The organism is Acidicapsa dinghuensis (assembly GCF_025685685.1).
GTDB classification, from domain to species: domain Bacteria; phylum Acidobacteriota; class Terriglobia; order Terriglobales; family Acidobacteriaceae; genus Acidicapsa; species Acidicapsa dinghuensis.
On the sequence record NZ_JAGSYH010000001.1, the window covers coordinates 339,263 to 360,994 of the forward strand.

General features: G+C 56.4%; 18 protein-coding genes. 9 read left to right on the top strand and 9 right to left on the bottom strand.

The features are described 5' to 3' along the window. Positions 1 to 9 precede the first annotated feature (9 nt). Positions 10 to 1,182, top strand: coding sequence for a Gfo/Idh/MocA family protein (locus OHL22_RS01305; protein WP_263332401.1), 1,173 nt, complete (start codon positions 10 to 12; stop codon positions 1,180 to 1,182). Between the two features lie 28 nt (positions 1,183 to 1,210). Next, the gene (locus tag OHL22_RS01310) at positions 1,211 to 2,170 is read left to right on the top strand and encodes a sugar phosphate isomerase/epimerase family protein (protein WP_263332402.1); all 960 of its coding nucleotides are present in this window, start codon (positions 1,211 to 1,213) and stop codon (positions 2,168 to 2,170) included. A gap of 71 nt (positions 2,171 to 2,241) precedes the next feature. Here OHL22_RS01310 and OHL22_RS01315 read toward each other — a convergent pair whose 3' ends face one another. Continuing rightward, positions 2,242 to 3,330, bottom strand: a complete 1,089-nt coding sequence (locus OHL22_RS01315; RefSeq protein ID WP_263332404.1) for a c-type cytochrome — start codon at positions 3,328 to 3,330, stop codon at positions 2,242 to 2,244. 243 nt (positions 3,331 to 3,573) lie between these two features. Between OHL22_RS01315 and OHL22_RS01320 the strand changes: the two genes are divergently transcribed. From OHL22_RS01320 to OHL22_RS01335, 4 genes are all read left to right on the top strand, one after another. Beyond that, positions 3,574 to 4,383 (top strand): c-type cytochrome, encoded by an 810-nt coding sequence (locus OHL22_RS01320; protein ID WP_263332406.1) that lies wholly within the window; start codon positions 3,574 to 3,576, stop codon positions 4,381 to 4,383. 43 nt (positions 4,384 to 4,426) lie between these two features. Then, complete coding sequence (locus tag OHL22_RS01325) at positions 4,427 to 6,007, top strand: acido-empty-quinoprotein group A (protein ID WP_263333290.1); 1,581 nt, start codon at positions 4,427 to 4,429, stop codon at positions 6,005 to 6,007. A gap of 37 nt (positions 6,008 to 6,044) precedes the next feature. Further along, a complete protein-coding gene (locus OHL22_RS01330) occupies positions 6,045 to 6,542 on the top strand; it encodes a heme-degrading domain-containing protein (protein WP_263332408.1) in 498 nt (165 codons plus the stop codon). Between the two features lie 177 nt (positions 6,543 to 6,719). Continuing rightward, on the top strand, positions 6,720 to 7,166 hold the full coding sequence (locus OHL22_RS01335) for a recombinase family protein (RefSeq protein WP_263332410.1): 447 nt from the start codon (positions 6,720 to 6,722) through the stop codon (positions 7,164 to 7,166). A gap of 81 nt (positions 7,167 to 7,247) precedes the next feature. Here the strand turns inward: OHL22_RS01335 and OHL22_RS01340 are convergent, their stop codons facing one another. After that, a complete protein-coding gene (locus OHL22_RS01340; RefSeq protein ID WP_263332411.1) occupies positions 7,248 to 7,631 on the bottom strand; it encodes a hypothetical protein in 384 nt (127 codons plus the stop codon). Positions 7,632 to 7,765: 134 nt separating this feature from the next. Here OHL22_RS01340 and OHL22_RS01345 point away from each other — a divergent pair, with 134 nt between their 5' ends. Next, on the top strand, positions 7,766 to 8,413 hold the full coding sequence (locus OHL22_RS01345; protein WP_263332413.1) for a hypothetical protein: 648 nt from the start codon (positions 7,766 to 7,768) through the stop codon (positions 8,411 to 8,413). Here OHL22_RS01345 and OHL22_RS01350 read toward each other — a convergent pair. The 7 genes from OHL22_RS01350 to OHL22_RS01380 all read right to left on the bottom strand — a co-directional run bounded on the left by OHL22_RS01350 (position 8,346) and on the right by OHL22_RS01380 (position 18,435). Then, positions 8,346 to 10,199 carry an AMP-dependent synthetase/ligase gene (locus tag OHL22_RS01350; RefSeq protein WP_263332415.1) on the bottom strand — a complete coding sequence of 618 codons (1,854 nt, stop codon included), beginning with the start codon at positions 10,197 to 10,199 and terminating at the stop codon, positions 8,346 to 8,348. The genes OHL22_RS01345 and OHL22_RS01350 overlap by 68 nt on opposite strands. A gap of 99 nt (positions 10,200 to 10,298) precedes the next feature. Then, a complete protein-coding gene (locus tag OHL22_RS01355) occupies positions 10,299 to 11,684 on the bottom strand; it encodes a sigma-54-dependent transcriptional regulator (RefSeq protein WP_263332418.1) in 1,386 nt (461 codons plus the stop codon). Continuing rightward, the gene (locus OHL22_RS01360) at positions 11,681 to 13,531 is read right to left on the bottom strand and encodes an ATP-binding protein (protein ID WP_263332420.1); all 1,851 of its coding nucleotides are present in this window, start codon (positions 13,529 to 13,531) and stop codon (positions 11,681 to 11,683) included. The genes OHL22_RS01355 and OHL22_RS01360 overlap by 4 nt, the downstream gene beginning before the upstream one ends. Beyond that, complete coding sequence (locus tag OHL22_RS01365) at positions 13,528 to 14,865, bottom strand: ABC transporter substrate-binding protein (RefSeq protein WP_263332422.1); 1,338 nt, start codon at positions 14,863 to 14,865, stop codon at positions 13,528 to 13,530. Before OHL22_RS01365 ends, OHL22_RS01360 begins: the two co-directional genes overlap by 4 nt. Then, on the bottom strand, positions 14,843 to 16,126 hold the full coding sequence (locus OHL22_RS01370) for a hypothetical protein (protein WP_263332423.1): 1,284 nt from the start codon (positions 16,124 to 16,126) through the stop codon (positions 14,843 to 14,845). Before OHL22_RS01370 ends, OHL22_RS01365 begins: the two co-directional genes overlap by 23 nt. Positions 16,127 to 16,276: 150 nt before the next feature. Next, entirely contained in the window at positions 16,277 to 17,599 is a 1,323-nt protein-coding gene (locus OHL22_RS01375) for a prohibitin family protein (protein ID WP_263332425.1), read from the bottom strand. Between the two features lie 179 nt (positions 17,600 to 17,778). Continuing rightward, a complete protein-coding gene (locus tag OHL22_RS01380; RefSeq protein WP_263332427.1) occupies positions 17,779 to 18,435 on the bottom strand; it encodes a L,D-transpeptidase in 657 nt (218 codons plus the stop codon). Positions 18,436 to 18,660: 225 nt separating this feature from the next. Between OHL22_RS01380 and OHL22_RS01385 the strand changes: the two genes are divergently transcribed. Beyond that, complete coding sequence (locus tag OHL22_RS01385) at positions 18,661 to 19,005, top strand: PadR family transcriptional regulator (RefSeq protein ID WP_263332429.1); 345 nt, start codon at positions 18,661 to 18,663, stop codon at positions 19,003 to 19,005. Positions 19,006 to 19,019: 14 nt separating this feature from the next. Then, positions 19,020 to 21,713 (top strand): ABC transporter permease, encoded by a 2,694-nt coding sequence (locus tag OHL22_RS01390; RefSeq protein ID WP_263332431.1) that lies wholly within the window; start codon positions 19,020 to 19,022, stop codon positions 21,711 to 21,713. Positions 21,714 to 21,732: the final 19 nt, after the last annotated feature.

A 21,732-nucleotide genomic window follows, 5' to 3' on the forward strand; every position in this document is an offset into this window, starting at 1 on the left:
AGGAAGATTATGAAGAAGATAGGCATGGGCCTGGTAGGTCCGGGGTTTGTAGCGGCGCATCATATTGACGCGGTGCGCCGTCTTGGCGATGTGGACGTAGTGGCGATTGCCGGTTCTTCGCAGCAATCAGCGGAGAAGAAGGCTCGCGAGTACAAGGTAGATAAGGCCTACGGCAACTATCACGACCTTATCGCCGATCCGAATATCTCCGTCATCCACAACACGACTCCCAACTATCTGCACCTGCCGGTAACGATGGCGGCTCTCGCGGCAGGCAAACATGTCATCTCCGACAAGCCGCTGGCGCTTAATCCAGAGGAAGCGCGGACGATGCGCGATGCCGCTGTGAAGGCGAAGGTGGCTCATGTGGTCACCTTCAACTATCGTGGCAATCCATTAGTGCAGCAGGCTCGCGGCATGATCGCACGTGGTGAATGCGGCGATGTCAGCTTCGTTCACGGCCATTATCTCCAGGACTGGATGACTGATCCGAACGTGTACTCATGGCGTTCCGACCCGGCGAAGGGCGGCTCTACATCCGCTCTGGGCGATATCGGCTCACATTGGTGCGACGTGGCAGAGCATGTATCGGGACTGAAGATCGCATCGGTGCTTGCTGAGACTACAACCGTGATCCCGGTGCGCTATTCGGCTGGAGCTTCAGCAGAAGCTTTCTCAACCAAAAGCAGCGGTGAGCGTACCCCGGTTAATGTGACTTCGGAGGATCTTGCCAGCGTGCTGCTGCGATTTGAAGGTGGCGCCAAGGGGTCATTTTCTGTTGGACAAGTACTGCCGGGACACAAGAATGATCTAGTGCTTGAGGTCAACGGCAAGGCGCTTTCACTCAAGTGGAAACAGGAAGAGCAGAACGACTTGTGGATCGGGCGGCACAATCGTCCGAACGAAATCATGGCAAAGGATCCAGCGCTGGTTTCGCCCGATGTGCGCTCTTATGTGCATCTGCCGGGTGGCCATCAGGAGTCATGGGCCGATGCTTTCTTTAACCTGATGCGCGATGCTTACGCATGGATAGCTGAGGGTGGTGCACCTGAAGCCAAGCCCGTAATGCTGCCTACATTCAACGACGGCTATCGGTCGAACTGCCTGGTTGACGCCATGCTCAAAAGCAGCGCGGCGGGCGGCGTGTGGCAATCGGTAGTGTTTCAAGCAGAAATTCGGTAACGCGAGATTGCGCGAGGAGCATTAAACAATGAGATTGGGAGTATTTACCCCTCTGTTGTCGAAGTTGCCGCTGGCCGATGTGCTGGTCAAGCTGAAGACATTTGATATTCACACGGTTGAATTAGGAACGGGTAACTATCCGGGCAATGCACATTGTGATCTAGGCATGCTCGAAGACTCCGCGGCTCTCGATCGCTTCAAGGGGCTGATCGAGGAGCATGGCTTCAAGATCAGCGCGTTGAGTTGCCACGGCAATCCGCTTCACCCTGATCCGGCGCAATCGAAAGCCGCTCAGGAAATTAACCGCAAAACGATCCTGCTTGCGGAAAAGCTAGGCGTGACAGAGATTGTCGATTTCTCAGGTTGCCCCGGCGATTCACCCCAAGCAAAGAATCCGAACTGGGTGACTTGCCCATGGCCGCCTGAATATCTTGACGTACTCGCGTGGCAATGGGACAAAGTGGTAACGCCGTACTGGGTTGAGCGAGCAAAATTCGCTTCCGATCATGGCGTACGCGTGGCAATCGAGATGCACCCGGGCTTTGTGGTCTATAGTCCCGAGACGCTGCTCAGGCTACGCTCCATCGCTGGACCAGCCATCGGCTGCAACTACGATCCGAGCCACATGTTCTGGCAAGGCATCGATCCTATCGCCGCCATTCGTGTGCTCGGCGACGCTATTTTCCATGTCCACGCAAAAGACACGCAGATGTACTCGGCGAACTTGCCAAAGACGGGCGTGCTCGACACCAAGCCCTACACCGACGAGCGCAACCGCGGCTGGATCTTCCGCACCTGCGGTTACGGGCACGGCGCTGAGTGGTGGAAAGAGTTTGTTTCAACGCTCCGGATGTTCGGCTACGACAATGTGCTCTCGATCGAGCACGAAGACAGCCTGCTCTCGCCAGAAGAAGGCCTGACGCGCGCCGCAAACTTCCTCAACGAGATCATTCTCAAGGAAACGCCGGGCGCTGCCTGGTGGATCTAAGCGCACAATTACTACCCAGCCAAACAAGACAGGCGGCTAATCAGCCGCCTGTCTTGTTTTCTGCACTGTGCTTACCTGGTTTTCAGGAACGCGATGAGGTCATCGATATCCTTATCGGTCAGATCCGGATGCGGAGGCATCGGCGGCTTGGCATCAGGAATTCCTTCCTTTGCAACTCTGCGCACCTTCGCCTCTCCATCCTTGTCCACTATGCCAATCAGCGACGGGAAAACCGGCGGCAGACCCGCACGTGTCGGCTGATGGCACACCGAGCAATTGTTCATGTAGAGAACCTTGCCATGATCCGGGTCTCCCGTGGCCGCTGGTTTTGCGGGTTCCTGGGTAACAGGCGCTTCACCACCAGCGGGTACAGCAGATTTTCCGGAAGCTGAAGGTGTCGCAACTGTCTTTGCGGCTCCCGGAGACGCCGCTTTACCGGATTCGCTGGTCGGCGATGTCGCGGGGTTAGGATTCGCAACTATAGGCGCAGCGGCAGCGCCCGGCACGGGTGCATCATCGTCAAGATCGACGTCCCAGGCATTCAAATAGTTGATCGGCAGGCTGGCACGTACCAGTAAATCGCGCATATGGTCAACGTGAGCGCCCGCCGGTAGATCAGTCCGTGCCGCGTTCTGACTGAGTTGCAAAGCGCGAATGTAAGCGGCAATAGCCCAGCGATCCGCCGGTTCAATCTCAACCGAGTAGTTCGGCATGGCGCCATAACCGTGCGTCATGACCCAGAAAAAATGCCCAATCGGAGCCTGGCGCAGCCGTGCGCTCTGAAAGTTGCCGGCAGTGTAATATCCCCGGCCAACGATGGCCCCTTTGCCGTTACCGACGCGCGAATGGCAGGGTGAGCAGTAAATATTGAAACGCTCCTGTCCCCGGGCGAGCACCGTCATGGTCACCGGGAACGGCATCGTATCGCCTTCCGCTCCATTTACAAGTCCGGTGGTCAGATAGCTGGCTTCGATCACCTGCCCGCGGTCTACCGTGCCGGGTACCTGCTGCCGCACCGACCGGCCATCGTCGAAGAACGCCGAGTGACGCTGCGGAATCATCTTTGGTTGGTTATGCATATCCTGCCTGCAGCCAGCGACACCAATCGCCAGCAGCACGCATGCGCTTGCAGACCACAAGCGCTGAAAGCGTAACTTCATGCTTTTCCTCGAACGTTGTATATGAATCGAGCAGGGCTGCTCGGAGTCAACAAGGAACGCAAACCCTACCTGATTATAGTGGGCCGCGGCCTACTCTGGCCTGCGGCAATTTACAAAACTAATTCGATATAGTTGGCCTATAGTGGATGTCTGACCTCGGCAGGTATAATTGCCCCGATCAAAGGTTGCCATTTCAGCAGACCTTGTCGTGCGTATCCTCATTTGTGGAGCACTTCTTTTCGGATGAAGTCCTTATCGTTTGCGCCCCGGTTCCTCGTTGCAACGGCATGCGCTGCCTTTGCTGGAATTCTTGCCCTCGCACTGCACAATCCCGAGGTTCAGGCCTCAGGACAGGAAGCGGCAACTCCCACACCGGCACAGGCTGGACAGACGCTCTTTCAGCAGAACTGCGCCTTTTGCCATGGCCGTGACGCCATGGGCGGCGAAACCGGCCCGGACTTGACCCGCTCGAAGCTGGTTCTTTCGGACGTCGGTGGTTCCCAGATCGGAGATGTTGTCCGCAATGGAAGGCTGACCACTGAGAAGAAAATGCCGGCGTTTCAAATGTCGGATGCGCAGATAACAGCGCTTGCCGCCTTCATTCACGAACGCGTCAAGGCCGCCGAGAAGATGAAGGGCGGACGCCGCGGAGTTGCCGTGGAAGACCTGCAGACCGGCAATGTCGCTGCGGGCAAAGCCTACTTCGATGGAGCCGGCGGATGCGCCAAGTGCCACTCACCCACGGGTGATCTGGCCGGCATTGCCAGCCGCTACGAAGGCCTGCGTCTTGAGATGCGCATGCTTTATCCATGGGGAACCAAAGACAAGGTCACGGTTACGCAGCCGGATGGAAAGACCATCTCGGGCATTCTTGAGTATCAGGATGAATTCACCATAGGCCTCAAGGATAGCGATGGTGTCTACCACTCCTGGCCTGTCGAAAAGGTTCACTTCAAGATCGACGCTCCCGTTGAAGCTCACGTGGAGCAGTTCCCGAAGTATACCGATGATGACATTCATAATCTGATGGCTTATCTGCAGACGCTGAAGTAAGCCCAGCCACTGCGGCCCGGAATCGGAAAGGGTCTTGTTTCCCATGAAGCTGCTGAAGGCTGCCTCAATTTTTCTCGTCTGCGGAGCGGCGTCTACGTTTGTATCAGGCGCCGCGGCACAGAGTCTCACACTCGATCAGATCGCGCATCCAAGCGCGGATAGTTGGCCACTTTACCACGGTGACTATTCGGGCCGCCGGCATAGCGCGCTTACTCAGATCACTCCCGCTAACGTCAATAAGCTTTCGCTCGCATGGGTTTTTCAGACCCGTCAGCGTTCTGAGATCAAGTCATCTCCGCTGCTTGTCGATGGAATTCTTTATTTCACAGTCCCGGATCAGGTCTGGGCCGTCGATGCGCGATCGGGACACGTGATCTGGCATTACAACCATCCGACAACCGAGGGCCTGCACATCGGCCATCGCGGCGTGGCCGTTTTCAAATCCTGGCTGTATTTCGTCACGCCAGACGCCTATCTGGTCTCCCTCGACACGAAAGACGGCTCGGTACGCTGGAAGAAACAGATTGCCGACGTTAAAAAGGGATACTGGACGACGCTCGCTCCGCTCATCGTGCATAACCATGTGATCGTCGGTGTCTCGGGTGACTTCGACAATCTGCAGGGCTATCTACGTTCATTCGATCCGGAGACAGGAGATGTGCAATGGCAATGGGAGAGCACATCCCCTGCAGGCACACCAAACAGCACCACCGGCGGCATGACATGGATGACCGGCACCTACGATCCGGATCTGAACCTGATCTACTGGGGAACAGGAAATCCTACGCCTGTGCTGAATGGCAAACCCCGTCCTGGTAATGACCAGTGGACTTGCAGCATCGTCGCCTTGAATCCAGATACGGGCAAATTTGTCTGGGGATTCCAGCCATCTCCCCACGACACCCATGATTGGGATGCTGTCGAAACGCCCGTCCTGGTCGACGGAGACTTCCACGGCAAGCCGCGCAAGATGCTGATGCAGGCTTCGCGCAACGGCTATTTCTTTGTGCTCGACCGGACCAATGGTCAGAGTCTGCTTACAGCGCCATTTGGACCAGTAAATTGGTCGCAGGGAGTCGATGCCAAAGGTGAGCCGATTCCTAATCCGCAGAAAGAACCCGCACCCGACGGAAGGCTGATCGCTCCGGATGAGGGCGGCATGACAAACTACCGCGCTCCCAGCTTCGACCCTAAAACCGGTCTCTTCATCGTCGACGCACATCCAAGCTGGAGCCTTTATTTTGCGAAACCGGCCGATGGTGACTACGGCTGGGCCGGAGCAGACTACGGTGTCTGGGGTAAGGCTCAGATTGAGGCCATCGACTACCAGACCGGCAAAATTCGCTGGACACACGATGCAGGCGCAGGTGGGTCTGGCGCGGGCGTGCTGACCACCGATTCCGGGCTTACAGTTACAGGCGACGCAACGGGAAACATGCTCATTCTCGACAGCCGCGACGGCAAGACGCTCTGGCACGCCGAAACCGGCGGATCGATCGAAAGCTCGCCTATAGCCTACGAACTCGACGGACGCGAATATATCGTAACCAGCAGCGGGGGGCTGCTTTTTGCCTGGGCTTTGCCTGAGTCTTCCGCCAGCAGCGCCAGGACAGCTTCGAGATAGCGTTCTTTCGTCCGGTGCTAGATTGGTAGTGACGGCTATGTCGATTCCCGACGATCTCGCTCGCATCGCTCTTCAGGAACAGCAGCTCCAGTTCACCAGTTTTGACGAACAAGCCGCATGGGAACTTGGCAGCGCGATCCATCAGCTCGGAACGGCGCGCAAGCTAAGGATTGTAGTCGATGTGCGCCGCACGGGTCAGCCGCTCTTCTATGCAGCCCTGCCCGGTACCACGCCCGACAACGCCGAGTGGGTGCGGCGCAAGAGCAATGTAACGCTGCGCTTTCATCGCAGCTCGTATGCAATCGCTCTTGAGATGGAAGAGAAAAAATCCACCCTCCACGAGCGCTACGGACTGCCAATCGCCGACTATGCGGGGCACGGCGGCAGCTTCCCTGTTCGCGTGCATGGAGCCGGTTTTATCGGTCTAGTAACGGTTTCCGGTCTGCCTATGCGTGCCGATCACGAGTTGGCTATCGAAGGACTTTGCGCTGTTCTTGGCTACGATTATCGCGAATTCTCGTTGCCGGTCAGCTGAAGGCCGTCCAAAGACGAACAATCTTTTTCAAAACCGGACATCCTTCGTATTTGCCTGGATGGCCTTGCCGTGTGCAACTCATTCATGGCTTTCGATTTTCATTTTCTTGCCAATTCCTTCTCGTGGCCTCACAATTGCATCCCGAGCGGTCAGCACGCATTTTCAGGAGGGCTAGGCATGCCACACTTTGAACGTATCCGCGATGTAGTCTCCGGTCCCTTCAGTCTCGACATTATCCAGCAACGCGCCTCCGCTGGTTGGCGCATGGTCTCTATTGAATGGCGACGCGAATTGCCGGATTCCGAGACTCCTTCAGAAGGAGCATGGGGAGAGGATATTCCCTACGGTCTTCGCATCTCAGAGGATGGACTTCGCCTCGAAGTTGATTCGGTGGAGAATCACTCATTGATGCTGATGATGGAACTGCTCGGGCAAGATTTCTCTTACTCGGCCATCGTCAGCAGTCTCAATGAAGCCGGATTCCGCACGCGAGACGGCAAACCATGGACCCGTGTCGCCGTTTTTAACATGATGCCGCGGCTGATTGAGGTCGGTCCCAGGATGTTTGCTTCCGAAGAATGGCGATCGCAACAAGGGGCGCGCGCCGGAATCCAACATCCTTAAGGCCTAACCCTTTTAGGCCAAAAAACGAACGGCGAGTCTATCGTAAGAGGCTCGCCGTCAGTTATCTGTCATCAGACATTATTAGCGAGGACGGTATTCGTGTCCGTGCGGATCGTGCATGGCATGGCCCCGGAATGCCTCGTGGTGGTCGGCCGGATGCTCGCCGCGTTGCGGAAGTGGGCCATGATACCCGTGACGATAGTCGAGGTGGTGATCTACCCGACCGTGGAAGTCGCGAGCCCCGTGAAACCATGGTCCCGCGCCAATGAAGACACCACCGCTAAACCACTCCGGGCCGTAGTAGCCATACGGCGCGCAGTTATACGGCGGCACTTCGTAATACCCATACGGACAATCAGGTGCAGGGCCAATTTGGACCGCCACCTGCGCTGGCACAGATCGTGCAGGCGCCAGCATTAGAACTGCTGCGATAGGTACAGCACTCAATAACTTCCAGGTGCGCATATTTCACCTCGCCCTGATTGGAGGCAAGGTGAGACAAAAGTGTTGCCCATCTAGCCAAACTCTCAAGATCCTTTGGAAAGAAAGTGCCCAATCGAACACATTCCGGGTTGAGGGTGCTCATGTTTCAATGAGATATGCCGCAAACGGGAACGTACGTTTTGCTCATTTTTCTACTCCTGGTGGCAGCAGTACTTCTGGTGCTGCTGCAGCTTACGCGGCTTGGATATCTTGTTCGAACGACGATCCCGGATCGCCCGCGCCGCCGGCTCTTTCTTGCATCGGTCGCATTCTTCGTCAGTTTTCTATCCGTTCGCTTAGTTGTCTACTTCGTGGTGAGAGGCCGTGGCCCCTTCCACTGGGTAACGATGGGCGGCAGGCACATTCATCATCTGGTCTGGGGTATTTTAATTCTGCTCTTTGTCGGCTATGGGTGGCTCCTCGATTTGGGGCGCGCTCACTCGCCCCTCTCAATTCTGTTGAGCCGCATCATGTGCATCGCCTATGGCGTGGGGGCGGCTCTGACGCTGGACGAGTTCACGCTCTGGCTCAACCTCGACCCCGACCTTTACTGGGCGCGCGCCGGGCGTCTGAGCATCGATGTCGTCGTTCTCTTCGGATCGGTGCTCATGATCGGTGCGTGGGGCGCACCTTTCTTTCAGGGTCTCCAGCGTCTGTGGACCAAAGGTGGAATGCTGCGGACCAGAGTTGGCCGCCCTATTCGCCGTGTGCGGTGGCCTCGTCGGCGTAAAGGTCCTCGATCAATGACGCGTAGCGTTGATTGATGACTCTGCGTTTGAGCTTCATCGAAGGCGTCAACTCTCCCGTATCGATTGCCCACTCATCGGGAACGAGCCGGAATCGCTTCATCGTCTCGAAGTTCGCCAACGTGCTGTTCACCTTCGCGACAATATCGTTGTAGATGGCGAGGACCTTTGGCTCTCCCACCAGATCCCGGCGCGTGAGCGCAGTAATACCCTGCTGCCGTGCCCAGTCTTCGAGCGCTGCAAAGTTCGGTGAAATCAGCACCGATATAAATTTGTGTTTGTCGCCTACTAATGCCGCCTGCCCCACCAGCAGATTCGTCTTCAACTTCCCTTCAATCGGCTGCGGAGCAATGAGCTTGCCTCCTGAAGTCTTCAGCAACTCCTTCTTACGGTCGGTGATGTACAGAAAGCCGTCGCCGTCGATCCTTGCAATATCGCCTGTCTTGAACCAACTCTCTTCATCGAAGCTTTCATGTGTCGCAACAAGTTTCTGCCAGTAACCCTGAAAGATTCCAGGCCCGCGCACAAGCAGCTCATCATCCGGAGCCAGCTTGCATTCGACGTTCGGAAGCTGCCTGCCGACAGATCCCATGCGATGAACCTTAGGCGTATTGATGGCGATCACTGGAGATGTCTCGGTGAGTCCGTAGCCTTCAAGAACCGAAATCCCGATGGAAGCAAACCAGTTACCCGTATCGATGCCTAGCGGCGCTCCGCCGGAAATAAATGTCGTCACACGCCCGCCAAAGGCCTCGCGAACTTTACTGTAGATGAGTTTCTCCGCAAGCCTCCAAAATGGCGAAGAAGGCCGCTGACCGTCATGTACCATGTCGCGATATCCAGCGCCAAGCCCCACGGCCCACGCCAACAGACGAGCCTTCATCGACGAAGCGGCGGCCTTCTGCTCCACGCCCTGGCGAATCTTTTCATAGACTCGCGGCACGCCAACGAAAACCGTCGGTCTTACCTGCTTCATCACTGCCGGCAGATTGTCGAACTTGGGACAATACGCAACCGATGCTCCGTAAAAGAACATGGCGTAGTCGAGCGCACGCGCTGTGATGTGCGATAACGGCAGAAAAGAAATACACCCATCGTCCGGTCCAAACCCAAATTCCCGCGTCGCAAAACTTGTATTCGAAGCAATATTGCCGTGCGTCAGCATCACGCCTTTCGGCTCGCCTGTCGTTCCCGAGGTGTAGATGATGGTGGCGAGATCAGCAGGCTTTACCGATTGGGCTCGTGCGTCAAACTCAGGATCACGGTCTTTCTTTCCTGATGCATTTTCCATCAGTGCAGAGAACTTAATCGCATCCGCCGGCCACGTGGCTTCAAACAACCCAGCGGAATCCATCAGGATCACATGTTCGAGCGGCGTATCTGCCCTTACCGCTTCCACCTTGTCGTATTGCGTCCGAGTGGAAACGACGATGATGCGCGAACCGGAGTCCCGCAGCAGTTCACCAATCTGTTCCGAGGTCAATGTGGGATAGATCGGTACATCCACCGCACCGATGGCGAGCGTCGCAAAATCCGTGACCGCCCACTCCCAGCGATTTTCACTGAGAATCGCAATCCGGTCGCCGCGCAGAATGCCCCAATCGAGAAAAGTCGAGCCAAGCGCATATACCCGCTGGTATACCTCATTCGCTGTCAGAGCCTGCCAGTTCCCTGCCTCATCCTGGTACTGCATGGCTTTGGGCTGATTGGACGAGGCTATGCGCAAAAACAGATCGTTGACTGTTTGCACATCCGGCAACCCCGAGCCCTGGCTGGCTCCGGAGGTTTGAATCTCAACACTCATAGACACCGCGATTCCGCTCGCTCAAAAACGATTCCGCAACCTGAAAAGTGTAGCAGCGGCAATGCCAGCTTAACAGCTTACGGGGAGCCTCATTTACGCTCAAAGATTCTGGAGATCGATGCCCAGTTGCTGACATTTCTTATAGAGATGGCTGCGCTCCAGTCCAAGCGCTTTGGCTGTCTGCGTGACATGGCGATGATGTCTTTCAAGTTCCGCCAGCACAGTCGCGCGCTCAAACGCGGTTACTCGCTGCGCAAGCGGAGTTTCGCCGGTGATACTTGCAGCTTCCATTCCCGCTTCTTGTCCCTTGGTCACCGGTCGCGAAGCAGGCAGAGCCATCCGAACTGCATCCACATCTACTTCGGAATCAGCCAACAGCAGCAGTCGTTCAACGACATTGCGCAGTTCACGTATATTTCCTGGCCACGCATATTCCTGAAGCGCCTCGATTGCCGCAGTCGAGAATGGAACAGGCTTCCACCCGTTCTGCACGCTAACCTGTCGGGCAAAATGCTCGACCAGCAGCGGAAGATCCTCCCGGCGCTGACGAAGCGGCGGCAACTGAACCGGGAACACGACAACACGGTGATACAGATCGCGGCGAAAGGCCCCCGCATCAACGAGCTCTTCGAGATTCCTGTGCGTTGCAACGATCACGCGCACATCCACGGAAGTCGGCTTGCCCGCTCCTATCCGTTCTACCTCGCCTTCCTCCAACACACGCAGCAGCTTGGCCTGCATGGCGGTCGGCATATCGCCAATCTCGTCGAGAAACAGCGTGCCGCGATGCGCCTGCTCAAACTTGCCGATATGCCGCTGCGCCGCCCCAGTGAACGAACCTTTTTCGTGTCCGAAAAGCTCGCTCTCGATCAATTCGGCCGGAACCGCTGCGCAATTTAAAGTGACAAATGGCCCGTTGCAGCGCTGGCTCTTCTCATGCAGCGTGCGCGCAACCAGTTCTTTGCCGGTGCCGGTTTCGCCATAGATGCACACACGCGACTCGCTTGCAGCTACGCGCTCTATCTGCGCCATCACGCGCCGCATCATCTCTCCACCAAAGACCAGCGTGTGCTTACCAACACGATTGCGCAGATCACGATTTTCAGTTTCGAGGCGCGTAATCTTCAACGCATTCTCAACCGTAACGAGGAGTTTATCCGTTGATAGCGGCTTCTCCAAAAAATCCAGCGCACCAAGACGCGTGGCGCGTATTGCCATTTCAATATGAGCTTGCCCGCTCATCATCACTACCGGTGCACTCACTCCGGCAGACTTGAGATCTTCCAACAGCAACAACCCATCGCGACGTGGCATCACAACGTCGCTCAGGATTAGATCGAACGGCTGACTGAGCGCGAGTTCCAGAGCGCGCGCCGCATTGTCGCAGACAATTGCCTCATGGCCGACAAGGCGAAACGCACGCGAAAGAGACGCCAGCGTATTAGCGTCGTCATCGACAATCAGTATCTTCGCTTTCGCACTCATGCCCCTTCGCCCTCCGCCAGAGGAAGCTTGATGATAAATGTTGCGCCGGTCTTTTGATCGCCATTGCTGCTCTCAACTGAAATTGTCCCCTTATGATCGGCCACCACCGATTGCACGATGGCGAGACCCAACCCCGTCCCGTGTTCTTTTGTGGTGTAGTACGGCGTAAACAGACGCTCACACTCTTCCGGCGTCAGCCCCTCGCCTGAATCGGAAACGCGGATCTCTACCTGTCCCTCACGCCGTTGAACCGAAAGCTCCAGGCTTCCGCCTTCCGGCATGGCGTCGATTGCGTTGAGCACAAGATTAGAAAGCGCTCGATGCAACAGTTCCGGATCAGCATCAATGGGCAAAGGCTGTGTATCAACTTGTACGGTGCATTTAATGTTGCTTCCTGATGTCGACTCGATCATAGCCCGGCTATCGGAACGTACAAGCCCAGGAAAGTGCAGTAGCGCAACACGCCAGATGCAATCGGAAACATCAATGCGACACAGCTCCGGTTGCGGCATCTTGCTGAAGTCGCTGAAGCGTCCAATAATTGCCTTCAGGTTCGCAATCTCCATGCTCAGTGTCGTTGCGCTCTCACGAAATACTTCATCAAATTCAGCTTCCGGCAACCTGCGAGCACGGACCATGTTCTCTACCGTAAGCTGTAATGGAAAAAGCGGGTTCTTCAACTCGTGCGCAAGCCTCCGCGCCAGCTCTCGCCAGGCCGCAACACGCTCGCTTTGGACCAACCGTTCGCGCTGGCTCATCAGTTCTTCAGTCATGTGATTAAAGCTGCGAGCCAGCACGCTCACTTCATCACGCCCGCGCTCTGGAACACGCACATCCCATCGACCGGCTGCCACCTCTTCTGCAGCACTGGCCAACTGTTCGATCGGACGAGATACGCGCGCGGCAATCCATAAGCTGAAAACAATAGCCAGTAGAATTCCCGCCGCGGCGATCCCATATGCAATCGCGCGAATGTGCAACTGCGCCTGTACCATACCTGCGCGCGAAACTGCGACAACCAGTACCGCCAGCGCCTTGCCTGATTCATTGCGTAGAGGAATGGCGGTAGCATTGACGCTATCCTCGCGGCGGCTGGTGAGATACAGCACACTCCCTGTCTGCTGCCCTGTTGTGAGTGCAGATAAAACAATCGAATGATAGCGCGTTCCATAAGGCAGCGGTCCTGCAAGAGTAACCAGATTGGCTGCGTCAAACGCTGTCGAGGAGGCCACAGTTCCTGCATCGTCGTTCGCTACCGATGGCGTATACAAAGCAATCTGCATGCCCTCCGCTACCGGCAGGTCTGCAAGAAAATCGCGATTGAGATGAATTCCTCCAATGAGATGAACTGCTGGCTCGGGCCCGTGTACACCACGAATTGCAAACAGTCCAAGCTGGGTAGAACCATCCGGCATCTCTTCCTGCTTAAGAAACGCGTGTTGTGCTGGTTGCAGCACCGCAGGTTCTGGATATCCAAACCGCGCTGGCCATTGCGCCGAGCTGACGATTTTGCCGTCGGCCCCAATGATCTCAAGAAAATCCAATTGTGCATCCTGGGCCAATGTGCCAGCCGCCGTCACATAGGGCGATCCATCCCCGGTCTGCGCAAGCTCCGCGGCCATCGAGCGCACACGCTCTTCTGCCGCCAGATGCTGCACTGCAGCCTCTACGTCAGCAGAGCGATGCTGAAAAGCTCTCTGAAATTGACTGACAAAAAGCGCTGTCTCCTGCCGGTCGTGTTCTTCAAACACATCGCGAATGCGCAGCAGCACCGTATAGGCTACGGCTGCCACAGCCGCCGCAACGGTCAGCGAAAACAGCAACAGCAGCTTCTGCCGGAGGCTCAATGCGCATCCTCCAGAGAAGCATCTGCCAGCATAGGCATTCCATCACTATCCAGTCGAAGGTTCAGAATACGCGAACTGGTTGCGAACCCGCGTGGAAGAAACAGCAGCGGCAATACGGAGTGCTTATCAAGAAAATCATGTTCTGCCTGATATTGTGCTATAGCCGTCTGTTCCGTTGAGACAGGCGTTTCACCCAGCCGGCGGATCGTTGCTTCCAGCGCAGCACCTGTGTCCATATCCGGCACATCCACTTTGCGGAGGATCATGTCGAGGTGGTGCAGCGGCGTTGTCACCTGCACTCGAAAGCCTGCCTCCTGCATATTCAGGGCGAGCCGCTGTGCTGCAAGTTGCATCGTGCTGTCATTGTCCGCGCCAAGAATCAGCGGCGACACATTCAGCCCGCCCTTAAGCTCATGCGCTTTATTCAGATCGCGCACAACAGGAAAAAGAAACGAGTAGCCCGTCATCTCCTGCGGCAGCAGGCTCGCTGCCGATTCACCCTGATGTTGAAAAATCACATTACTTAAAGAGGCCCGATCGACCGCGAATCCGAGCGATGCGCGAAGGCTTGCATTCGCAAGCGGCCCTGCATCATTCATCTCAATCGCAAGCAGCACTGCGGGCTGCGAAGTGATTACACTCAGCCTCTGCTCGCGGGCCAGACGCAACAGTTCCGGAGGCACATCAACCACATCCGCTCGTCCAAGGCTCAGGTCGAGCCATTGATCGCGCACAGCACGATGATCGCGAAGCTCAATCTTGTCGACAAAGGGCCTTCCTTGCCAATGACTCTCGTTCGCTGTCAGCGTGATGACACCATTGGCAGCCCCGGCAAATTGAAATGGGCCCGTCCCGACATTCGATGCTCCGGTTGTATCGCTAGTCACAAGCGCGATGCGATATTCATCGAGCGCCAGCAACTGCGGCAGATTTGGCATCGGCGAATCGCTCAGGAATATCACGCTCGTCCCCACCGCATGCACAGAAGTCCATGGACAATTGGATGAGCATACTGCGTTCAGTGAGGCCACTACACTTCCAGCCGTCAGCGCCGTACCGTCGTGAAAGTGGACTCCAGATCGCAAATGAAATTCCCAGCGATGGCTCCTGTTTTCCGATTCAGCATCGATAGCAAGCGCAGGCTCAGCAATGCCATTCGCGTCCAATTGCATCAGCCCGTCAAACACAAGCCGTCGCGCCAACCCGTTAGGAGGCTGCCATGCGTCACCCGTCGTCTCAACACGCAATGTTCCACCATAATGCGGCCTTGTGCGTGCCACAGCGCACATGGAAGCAGCCGCCAGCAGCATGCTAATTACAAGACGCCGTAACACGTTCCACCTCATAACGATTCTGCTGCGTACGCACAATGACCAATGCAGCTGTTCCATCCTGCGCTGTTGAGAGAGCCGTTACAGACCCTTCCACGGCAAGAGTCGATCCGGATGGAGTCATCTGCAGCCCAACTAGTTCATAAGCGCGAAGACTATCGTTGTTCGTGTTACCGGAGGAGCTGGCAATCACCTGAATTCCAGATCCACAGCCCGTATGAACAACGGTGAAATCGCTGCCCCAGTCGCGTGTGCCCTGCACGCTCGCAAGCATGTTATTGCTTACAAGCTGAATCCTGCCATCAAGACCCTCGATAAGCAAGCCCGTTTGCGAACCGGCAAGCGGCACATTCACTCCTGCGTAGAAAGCAGGCAAATCAGGCCCTGGGCTGGGCGTTACGATCCCGGTGAAGTAATCGCGCGATGCGTTATAGAAGGCCTTGAACCGTGCATCGGCAGACGCAACGTCCTGGCCATTCCCTGCTGGGTTCGTCGCAAGAGCAGGCTTCACTGGTCCGCCCGTAATAGGCCATGGATCATCGGCCTGTCTGCAATGAATCTCCCAGGCCGTCTCGTCAGAGGGCGATAGAGAACCGTTGCAAACAACACCGGGCAGCCATGCATCAAACCCATGCCCATCAGGCGAGGAAAGCAGCACCGCGCGAGCGTCACGGGAAGAAACGCGCAGCTCTCCAATCGGTGCAGCTCCAGTCTGCCTCCACCCTTGGGCTGTTCTATGCAGTGCAACGATCCGCCCCGGTTCTGCGAGAACCAGGTCATTGGTCAAGGCCAGCGCAGCAATAACTGCAGTATTGCTCTGATAGATCGATTGACGATGTAAGACGATTCCCGTTGCAGATGAGGAAAGCGGAGTATCACCCAAGGGCAACTTCACCATCGTGACACGGGTTTCGTTTCCCTCCGCAATTTCGGCGACCCATAATCGTTCGCGCGTATCTTCGCTTAGAGTCAGGTGTATTGCATTCGCGCTGTCCTGCCCACCCACCGTGACACCGTGCATCTTCAAATCCTGCTCAAATAGTCGGCGAATAGCCGGAAGATCGGCGGAGGAAAGAGAAGAGTTATTACGTAAAGAAAAGGACGCCTGCCCCGGACCGAGGATCGCCGCGACTTGCATAGCCAGAGTCATGGCAGGCTGATCCCAGCCGCTTGCTGTAACAGGCGCATTGGGCGGTTCTTGAGCCGTCAGGCTACGCCCGGCAAGCGCACACAGCAGCGCCAGCATACGAGTGATCCGCTTCACTTGCTCCTACTTTCCAAGGTTTGCCGCTTGCGCGGATTATATCGTTCGAGGCCAATGCGGTCCGTTTGAGCCGATGCTTTCATTAGACTGTGCAGCCGAGGGGCTGGTGTTGCAATCCAGTCCCTCGGGTGCTCCCAGTAAACAACGATTTCAATGAGAGTTCTTTGTATCCGCGTCAGATTCGCTGTCCATCTCCTGCTTCATGACCGGAGTATTGGCCATGCTCTTGAAGACATCATTTGCGAAGAAAAACTTGCCATCGGAAGGAACCATCACTACCTGAATCTTGTCCGATAGCCGCTCGGCGATGATCTTGTTAATCAGCAGGGGCGATTTGTTCAGCAGCGTCGCCTCGCTCGTCATACGCTCGGCGTTCGCCGCTGCCAAAACGCGCACGCGGTTCGCCTCAGACTCGGCAAGCAGATCACGACGTTGCTGCTCGGCCTTGCTATCAATCACCTTGGCCTGTGCATCGGCCTCGGCATTTTGAATCGTTGCCTCCTTACGAGCCTCTGCTTCAAGCTTGCTTTGCTCAATCTGCTTTTCTTTCAGCGGCAGCGTGTACTGCATCGCATCGGCTTCGCCCTTGGCTTCAATTACCTTCGACTTCGCTTCGCCGACTGCCTCCTGTTCCTTCTGCGCGGCTTCAGCCTCGGCCTGCAATTCCGATATCTTTATCTGCTTTTGTTGAATCTCTGTTTGCACGCCGAGTTGATCGTCTTCCTGCTCCTTCAACAGCAGGCTCTGCAAGCCCTGTGCGTATTCTTGCGGCAACTGAACATCGGAGAGCATCACTTCTTCGACAGCAATGCCATCCTGTGCGAGCTTGCGTCCAATCATCTCCGCAGCCCTCTGCCTCACCTCTTCCCGCTTGCTGCTGAAGATCTCGCGCACCGTATATTGCGGCGCAATCTCATGCCACGCGCTTGCCACGACGGGCGGAACCATCTGCTTGTCCGCCGGCTGCGGCAGATGCGCCTGCACAGACGACAGCTTCGCAGGATCAAGCCTGTATCGCACCGTAACCGCCAGCCCGATATTCAGCCCTTCCCTCGACTGCACGCTCAGAATGTTCTTCGGCCCGGCAGTCTTCGAACCATCGTCCATGGCCATGGTGCTGAACAGGTGTTCGCGAAGATCGAACATCTGCACCGATTCAATCAGCGGACGGATAAAGTGCAATCCCGGATATAACGTGCCGGGCTCCGTTCCGCCGATCTGACTAATGCGTACAGCTCCCATGCCGCTGGGCACGACCACAATGCTCGCCGCCAGCAATAGCGGAACCAATGCGGTCACCACAAACGCCAGAGGTACGCGCCACGGAATTTCAAAAACATCTTCGGCAGCTTCCTCACTGCCCTTTTTACGGCGCTCCAGAATATGAAACACCAGTTTGTAGATCGGAATAGCCAATGCGACAGCGAATAACAACGCTCCCGCGACGGTCAACAACCACTTCAGCGCAAGCATGATCCGTTCCCTTTCCGGTGATTGGGCTCATTTGATTTTCTGGTTCCCGGCCGATGAGCCAGAATCAGCCGGACCAGTCCTCCAAACGTGAGTTCTTCGATTAGCAGCCCCAGAGCAAGTTGCAGCAGACCTGCACCCACAGCACTAGCCGCTTCAAACACCCAGTGCATAGCGGCCTCCTAGCGGGTTCCGTTCGCAATGCTGGCGATTTGAGCTTCTACCTTCGAAGCAGCATCCGCTGCCGGCTCTGCCTTGGCCGTTTGCACTGCACCGGTGCTATTGGGCTGATTGATCGCAGGAGCCGGTCCAAAGAGCGCGAGGGTCTGCTCATCGCGATGTCCAACCAACTCCACCTTGTCGCCAACTTCGACCATTTCGTAAAGCTCTTCGAGATCGGCTTTTGCCATGCGGATGCATCCATGTGAGGCAGCCTTGCCAATCGATTTCGGCTCATTCGTGCCATGAATGCCATACCCGTGAACGCTGAGGCCCATCCAACGCGTCCCCACCGGATTTCTCGGCCCGGGCTGAATGGTTTTGCCGTCATGCTGGTAGACCGGGTTCTTTACTCGCCGCGCAATGGTGAAGTTTCCCTCTGGGCTAGGCGTCGATGGTTTACCCACAGCCACGGTGTAGACCTTCTTGACCTGCCCGCCTTCCACCAGCGCAAGCTTGTGATCTTCTAGGCTCACCACAATGACCCGTTCCTGCTTCGTCGCATCGCTGGCCGTAACCGTCGCAGCCGGAATCACAATTTGCTGCCCCAGGACCGGCGTAATGAATGCCGCTGCCAACCCTGCAACCACCAACCAGCTCTTGCCCTTTGTGCTTTTCATTGCTCTCTCCAATCGCCTGCGCCCTGACATATTGCATAGTCCGTGCCAAACACAAGCGATTGAAAAAACAAGAGATATACGCGCGCATCAAAACAGCTCTCGTGTCACCCGGCACACAAACGTGCCCGCACTGACACACCCCTTTGGTCCGGGCCTACAGTCTTCAACGGTGAACGTTGAAATACTATTTACAAAATAGGTATACGCAGCATAGACTCAGTCATCATGGCGAAGACCAACGAACAACGCGATCTCTTTTCAGGCGCGCTCGAACTCATGGTGCTGCACTCGCTGCGGCTCAAGCCGATGCACGGCTACGCCCTCGTCAAGCACATCCAGCAGGTTTCCGGCGAGCTGCTCCAGATTGAAGAAGGTTCGCTCTATCCCGCCCTGCAGCGCATGTTGCGCGAAGGCCTGCTCGACTCTGAAGCCGGCGTATCGGCAAAAGGACGCCCCACTCGCATCTACCGGCTCACTGCTGCCGGACTGCGCCGCCTCGAAGATGAGCGATCCAGCTTCGATAAGATGTTCGCCGGCATCACCCGAGTCCTATCCACCGCACAGGCCTGAACGGAGGATCCATCATGAGCTGGTTCACTTCCCTTTTTCAGCGCAAACGACGTTATGACGATCTCTCCGTCTCAATTCAGGAACATATCCACGAGCGTGTCGACGAGTTAATGCAGGAAGGCATGACGCGCCAGGATGCTGAGCGCGAAGCCCGCCGCGCCTTTGGCAACGTCGCTCTGATTGAGGAACGCGGTCGCGAAGCATGGCAGTGGGTAGCCTTTGAATCATTGCTGCGTGATCTCACCCTCGTCTTCCGCAGACTGCGCAAGACGCCCGGTTTTGCAATCACAGTTCTGCTCACGCTCGCAATCGGCATTGGTGCAAACACAGCTGTATTCAGCGTGGTGAACGGTATCCTGCTCAAGCCCCTGCCCTATCCGGACTCAGATCGTTTAGTGGCGCTGTGGCTCGATGCTCCGGGAGCTGGCGGGCTCGCAAACTTCATGAACGGGCTGCAGCTCTCGACGTCGATGTATCTCACGTTCTCGGACCACAACAGAAGCTTCGAGGCGATGGGAATCTGGAACAGGAACACCGCCAATGTCACCGGACTAGCGGAGCCGGAACAGGTGCGGACGATCCTGGTGAGTGGAGGCGTACTGGAGGCGCTCGATGTCCCTGCCGCAGCAGGGCGATGGTTTTCGGCCACAGATCAAGACCCGCATAGCACAAAGACAGTAATGCTGAGTTACGGGTACTGGCAGCGCCATTTTGGCGGGGACCGCTCGGTCATTGGCCGCACGATCCAGGTAGATTCTCAGTCGCGGGAGATCGTCGGCGTGATGCCACGCGGTTTTCGTGTGGAGGATCGGGACTTCGATCTAATCCTGCCCCTGCAACTCGACCGTGCAAAACAAATCCTGGCCGGCTTTGGCTGGTTCGGCATCGGGCGGCTTAAGCCCGGCGTATCGATTGCGCAGGCAGACTCCGACATCAAAAGCCTGATCGGTGTGTGGATGGACTCATGGAGTAATGGTCCAGGAACGAATCCTCATTACTACAAGATCTGGAGGATAACGCCGAATTTCCGGTCGTTGAAGAAACAGGTGATCGGCAACATCGGTAATGTGCTCTGGGTAGTGATGGCGACAGTGGGCCTGGTCATGCTGATTGCCTGCACCAATGTGGCAAATCTTCTGCTGGTAAGGGCAGAGGCGCGCCATCAGGAGCTATCGGTACGGGCCGCCTTGGGTGCAAGCCGTGGGCGTATCATTCGCGAACTGATGATCGAAAGCGTGACGCTTGGAATGATGGGCGGGGTGCTAGGCGTCTTTGTGGCTTATGCGGGATTGCGGCTGTTGGTTCAAATTGGCCCAGTTGATCTGCCTCGCTTGAGTGAGCTTTCCCTGGATGGGTGGTCACTGCTGTTTACCTTCCTGCTTTCAGTCTTCTCTGGAGTGCTCTTTGGAGCGATTCCCGCAATTAAATATGCCTGGAGCAAGCATGCCTTGATGATGGGCGGTGCGACGCGCACGACGAGCGCGGGGCGTCCTCGCCAACGAATGCGCAATTTGCTGGTGGTGGCCCAGGTGGCGATGGCGTTGGTGCTGCTGGTGTGCGCACTGCTGATGATTCGTACATTTGCCGCGCTGCGCAATGTAGAGCCTGGATTTTCTGACCCGGCGCATGTGCAACTGGTGAGCATTTCGATTCCTGATCTGTTGGTACCTGATCAAGTTGCGGTGATGCATCTGCAAAACAGCATCGCGGATAAGATTGCAGGTATTCCCGGAGTTACTTCGGTAGGCTTTGCCAGCGCCGTACCCATGGATGGCGATGACCCCAACTGGGACGAGCTGGCTGTCGACGGCAAGGTCTATGAGAGCGGCGAGCCGCCACTGCGGCTGTTCAACTATGTCTCACCTGGATATTTTCGTGCTATGGGTACGCGTTTGGTTGCGGGCCGCGATTTCAGCTGGTCGGACCTGTATGCTCTGCATCCGGTAGTAATAGTCTCGGAAAACTTTGCCCGCGACTCCTGGGGCTCGGCCGCTGCGGCCATCGGCAAGAGCGTGCATCAGTTCTCGAAATCCCCCCGGCTCGAGGTCGTAGGAGTGGTCGAGGACGTGCGGCAGCATGGCGTAGATGAGAAGGCTCCGATGATCATCTACTGGCCGGCGATGATAACGAACCCGTACACGCGAACTCCAACCATTTATGGAGTGCGCGGAGTAACCTTTACCATCCGTAGCAACCGTGCTGGAATGGAAAATTTTCTGACCCAGGTGCAGCAGGCGGTCTGGTCAGTCAACGGCAGCCTGCCGTTAGCTGGAATACAAACGATGGATGACCTAACCAGTCAGGCGATGGCCCGTACTTCGTTTACGCTTGTCATGCTATCCATTGCCGGATCGATGGCGCTGCTGCTCGGTATCATCGGCATTTACGGAATCATTTCCTATGCAGTCTCGCAGCGAACCCGCGAGATTGGAATACGCCTTGCGCTAGGCGCACGGAAACGCGAGTTGCGGTGGATGTTCGTGCGCTCAGCTCTCGTACTTACCGCAACAGGCGTCGTCTTCGGTCTCGCGGCGGCAATCGCTCTCACCCGGCTCATGAAAACGCTTCTGTTTGAAGTGAGCCCGACAGATCCTGTGACGTACGTGACCATCCCGCTTATACTCACGATCGCCGCAATGGCCGCAAGCTATCTTCCGGCTAGAAGAGCGGCATCCATTGATCCTGTCGAAGCCTTGCGCGCTGAGTAGGATGTGCCCGGCCAATACA

Coding starts and splice junctions, on each gene's coding strand:
- OHL22_RS01305 (WP_263332401.1), top strand. CDS start 10: ATGAAGAAGATAGGCATGGGCCTGGTAGGTCCGGGGTTTGTAGCGGCG.
- OHL22_RS01310 (WP_263332402.1), top strand. CDS start 1,211: ATGAGATTGGGAGTATTTACCCCTCTGTTGTCGAAGTTGCCGCTGGCC.
- OHL22_RS01315 (WP_263332404.1), bottom strand. CDS start 3,330: ATGAAGTTACGCTTTCAGCGCTTGTGGTCTGCAAGCGCATGCGTGCTG.
- OHL22_RS01320 (WP_263332406.1), top strand. CDS start 3,574: ATGAAGTCCTTATCGTTTGCGCCCCGGTTCCTCGTTGCAACGGCATGC.
- OHL22_RS01325 (WP_263333290.1), top strand. CDS start 4,427: ATGAAGCTGCTGAAGGCTGCCTCAATTTTTCTCGTCTGCGGAGCGGCG.
- OHL22_RS01330 (WP_263332408.1), top strand. CDS start 6,045: ATGTCGATTCCCGACGATCTCGCTCGCATCGCTCTTCAGGAACAGCAG.
- OHL22_RS01335 (WP_263332410.1), top strand. CDS start 6,720: ATGCCACACTTTGAACGTATCCGCGATGTAGTCTCCGGTCCCTTCAGT.
- OHL22_RS01340 (WP_263332411.1), bottom strand. CDS start 7,631: ATGCGCACCTGGAAGTTATTGAGTGCTGTACCTATCGCAGCAGTTCTA.
- OHL22_RS01345 (WP_263332413.1), top strand. CDS start 7,766: ATGCCGCAAACGGGAACGTACGTTTTGCTCATTTTTCTACTCCTGGTG.
- OHL22_RS01350 (WP_263332415.1), bottom strand. CDS start 10,199: ATGAGTGTTGAGATTCAAACCTCCGGAGCCAGCCAGGGCTCGGGGTTG.
- OHL22_RS01355 (WP_263332418.1), bottom strand. CDS start 11,684: ATGAGTGCGAAAGCGAAGATACTGATTGTCGATGACGACGCTAATACG.
- OHL22_RS01375 (WP_263332425.1), bottom strand. CDS start 17,599: ATGCTTGCGCTGAAGTGGTTGTTGACCGTCGCGGGAGCGTTGTTATTC.
- OHL22_RS01380 (WP_263332427.1), bottom strand. CDS start 18,435: ATGAAAAGCACAAAGGGCAAGAGCTGGTTGGTGGTTGCAGGGTTGGCA.
- OHL22_RS01385 (WP_263332429.1), top strand. CDS start 18,661: ATGGCGAAGACCAACGAACAACGCGATCTCTTTTCAGGCGCGCTCGAA.
- OHL22_RS01390 (WP_263332431.1), top strand. CDS start 19,020: ATGAGCTGGTTCACTTCCCTTTTTCAGCGCAAACGACGTTATGACGAT.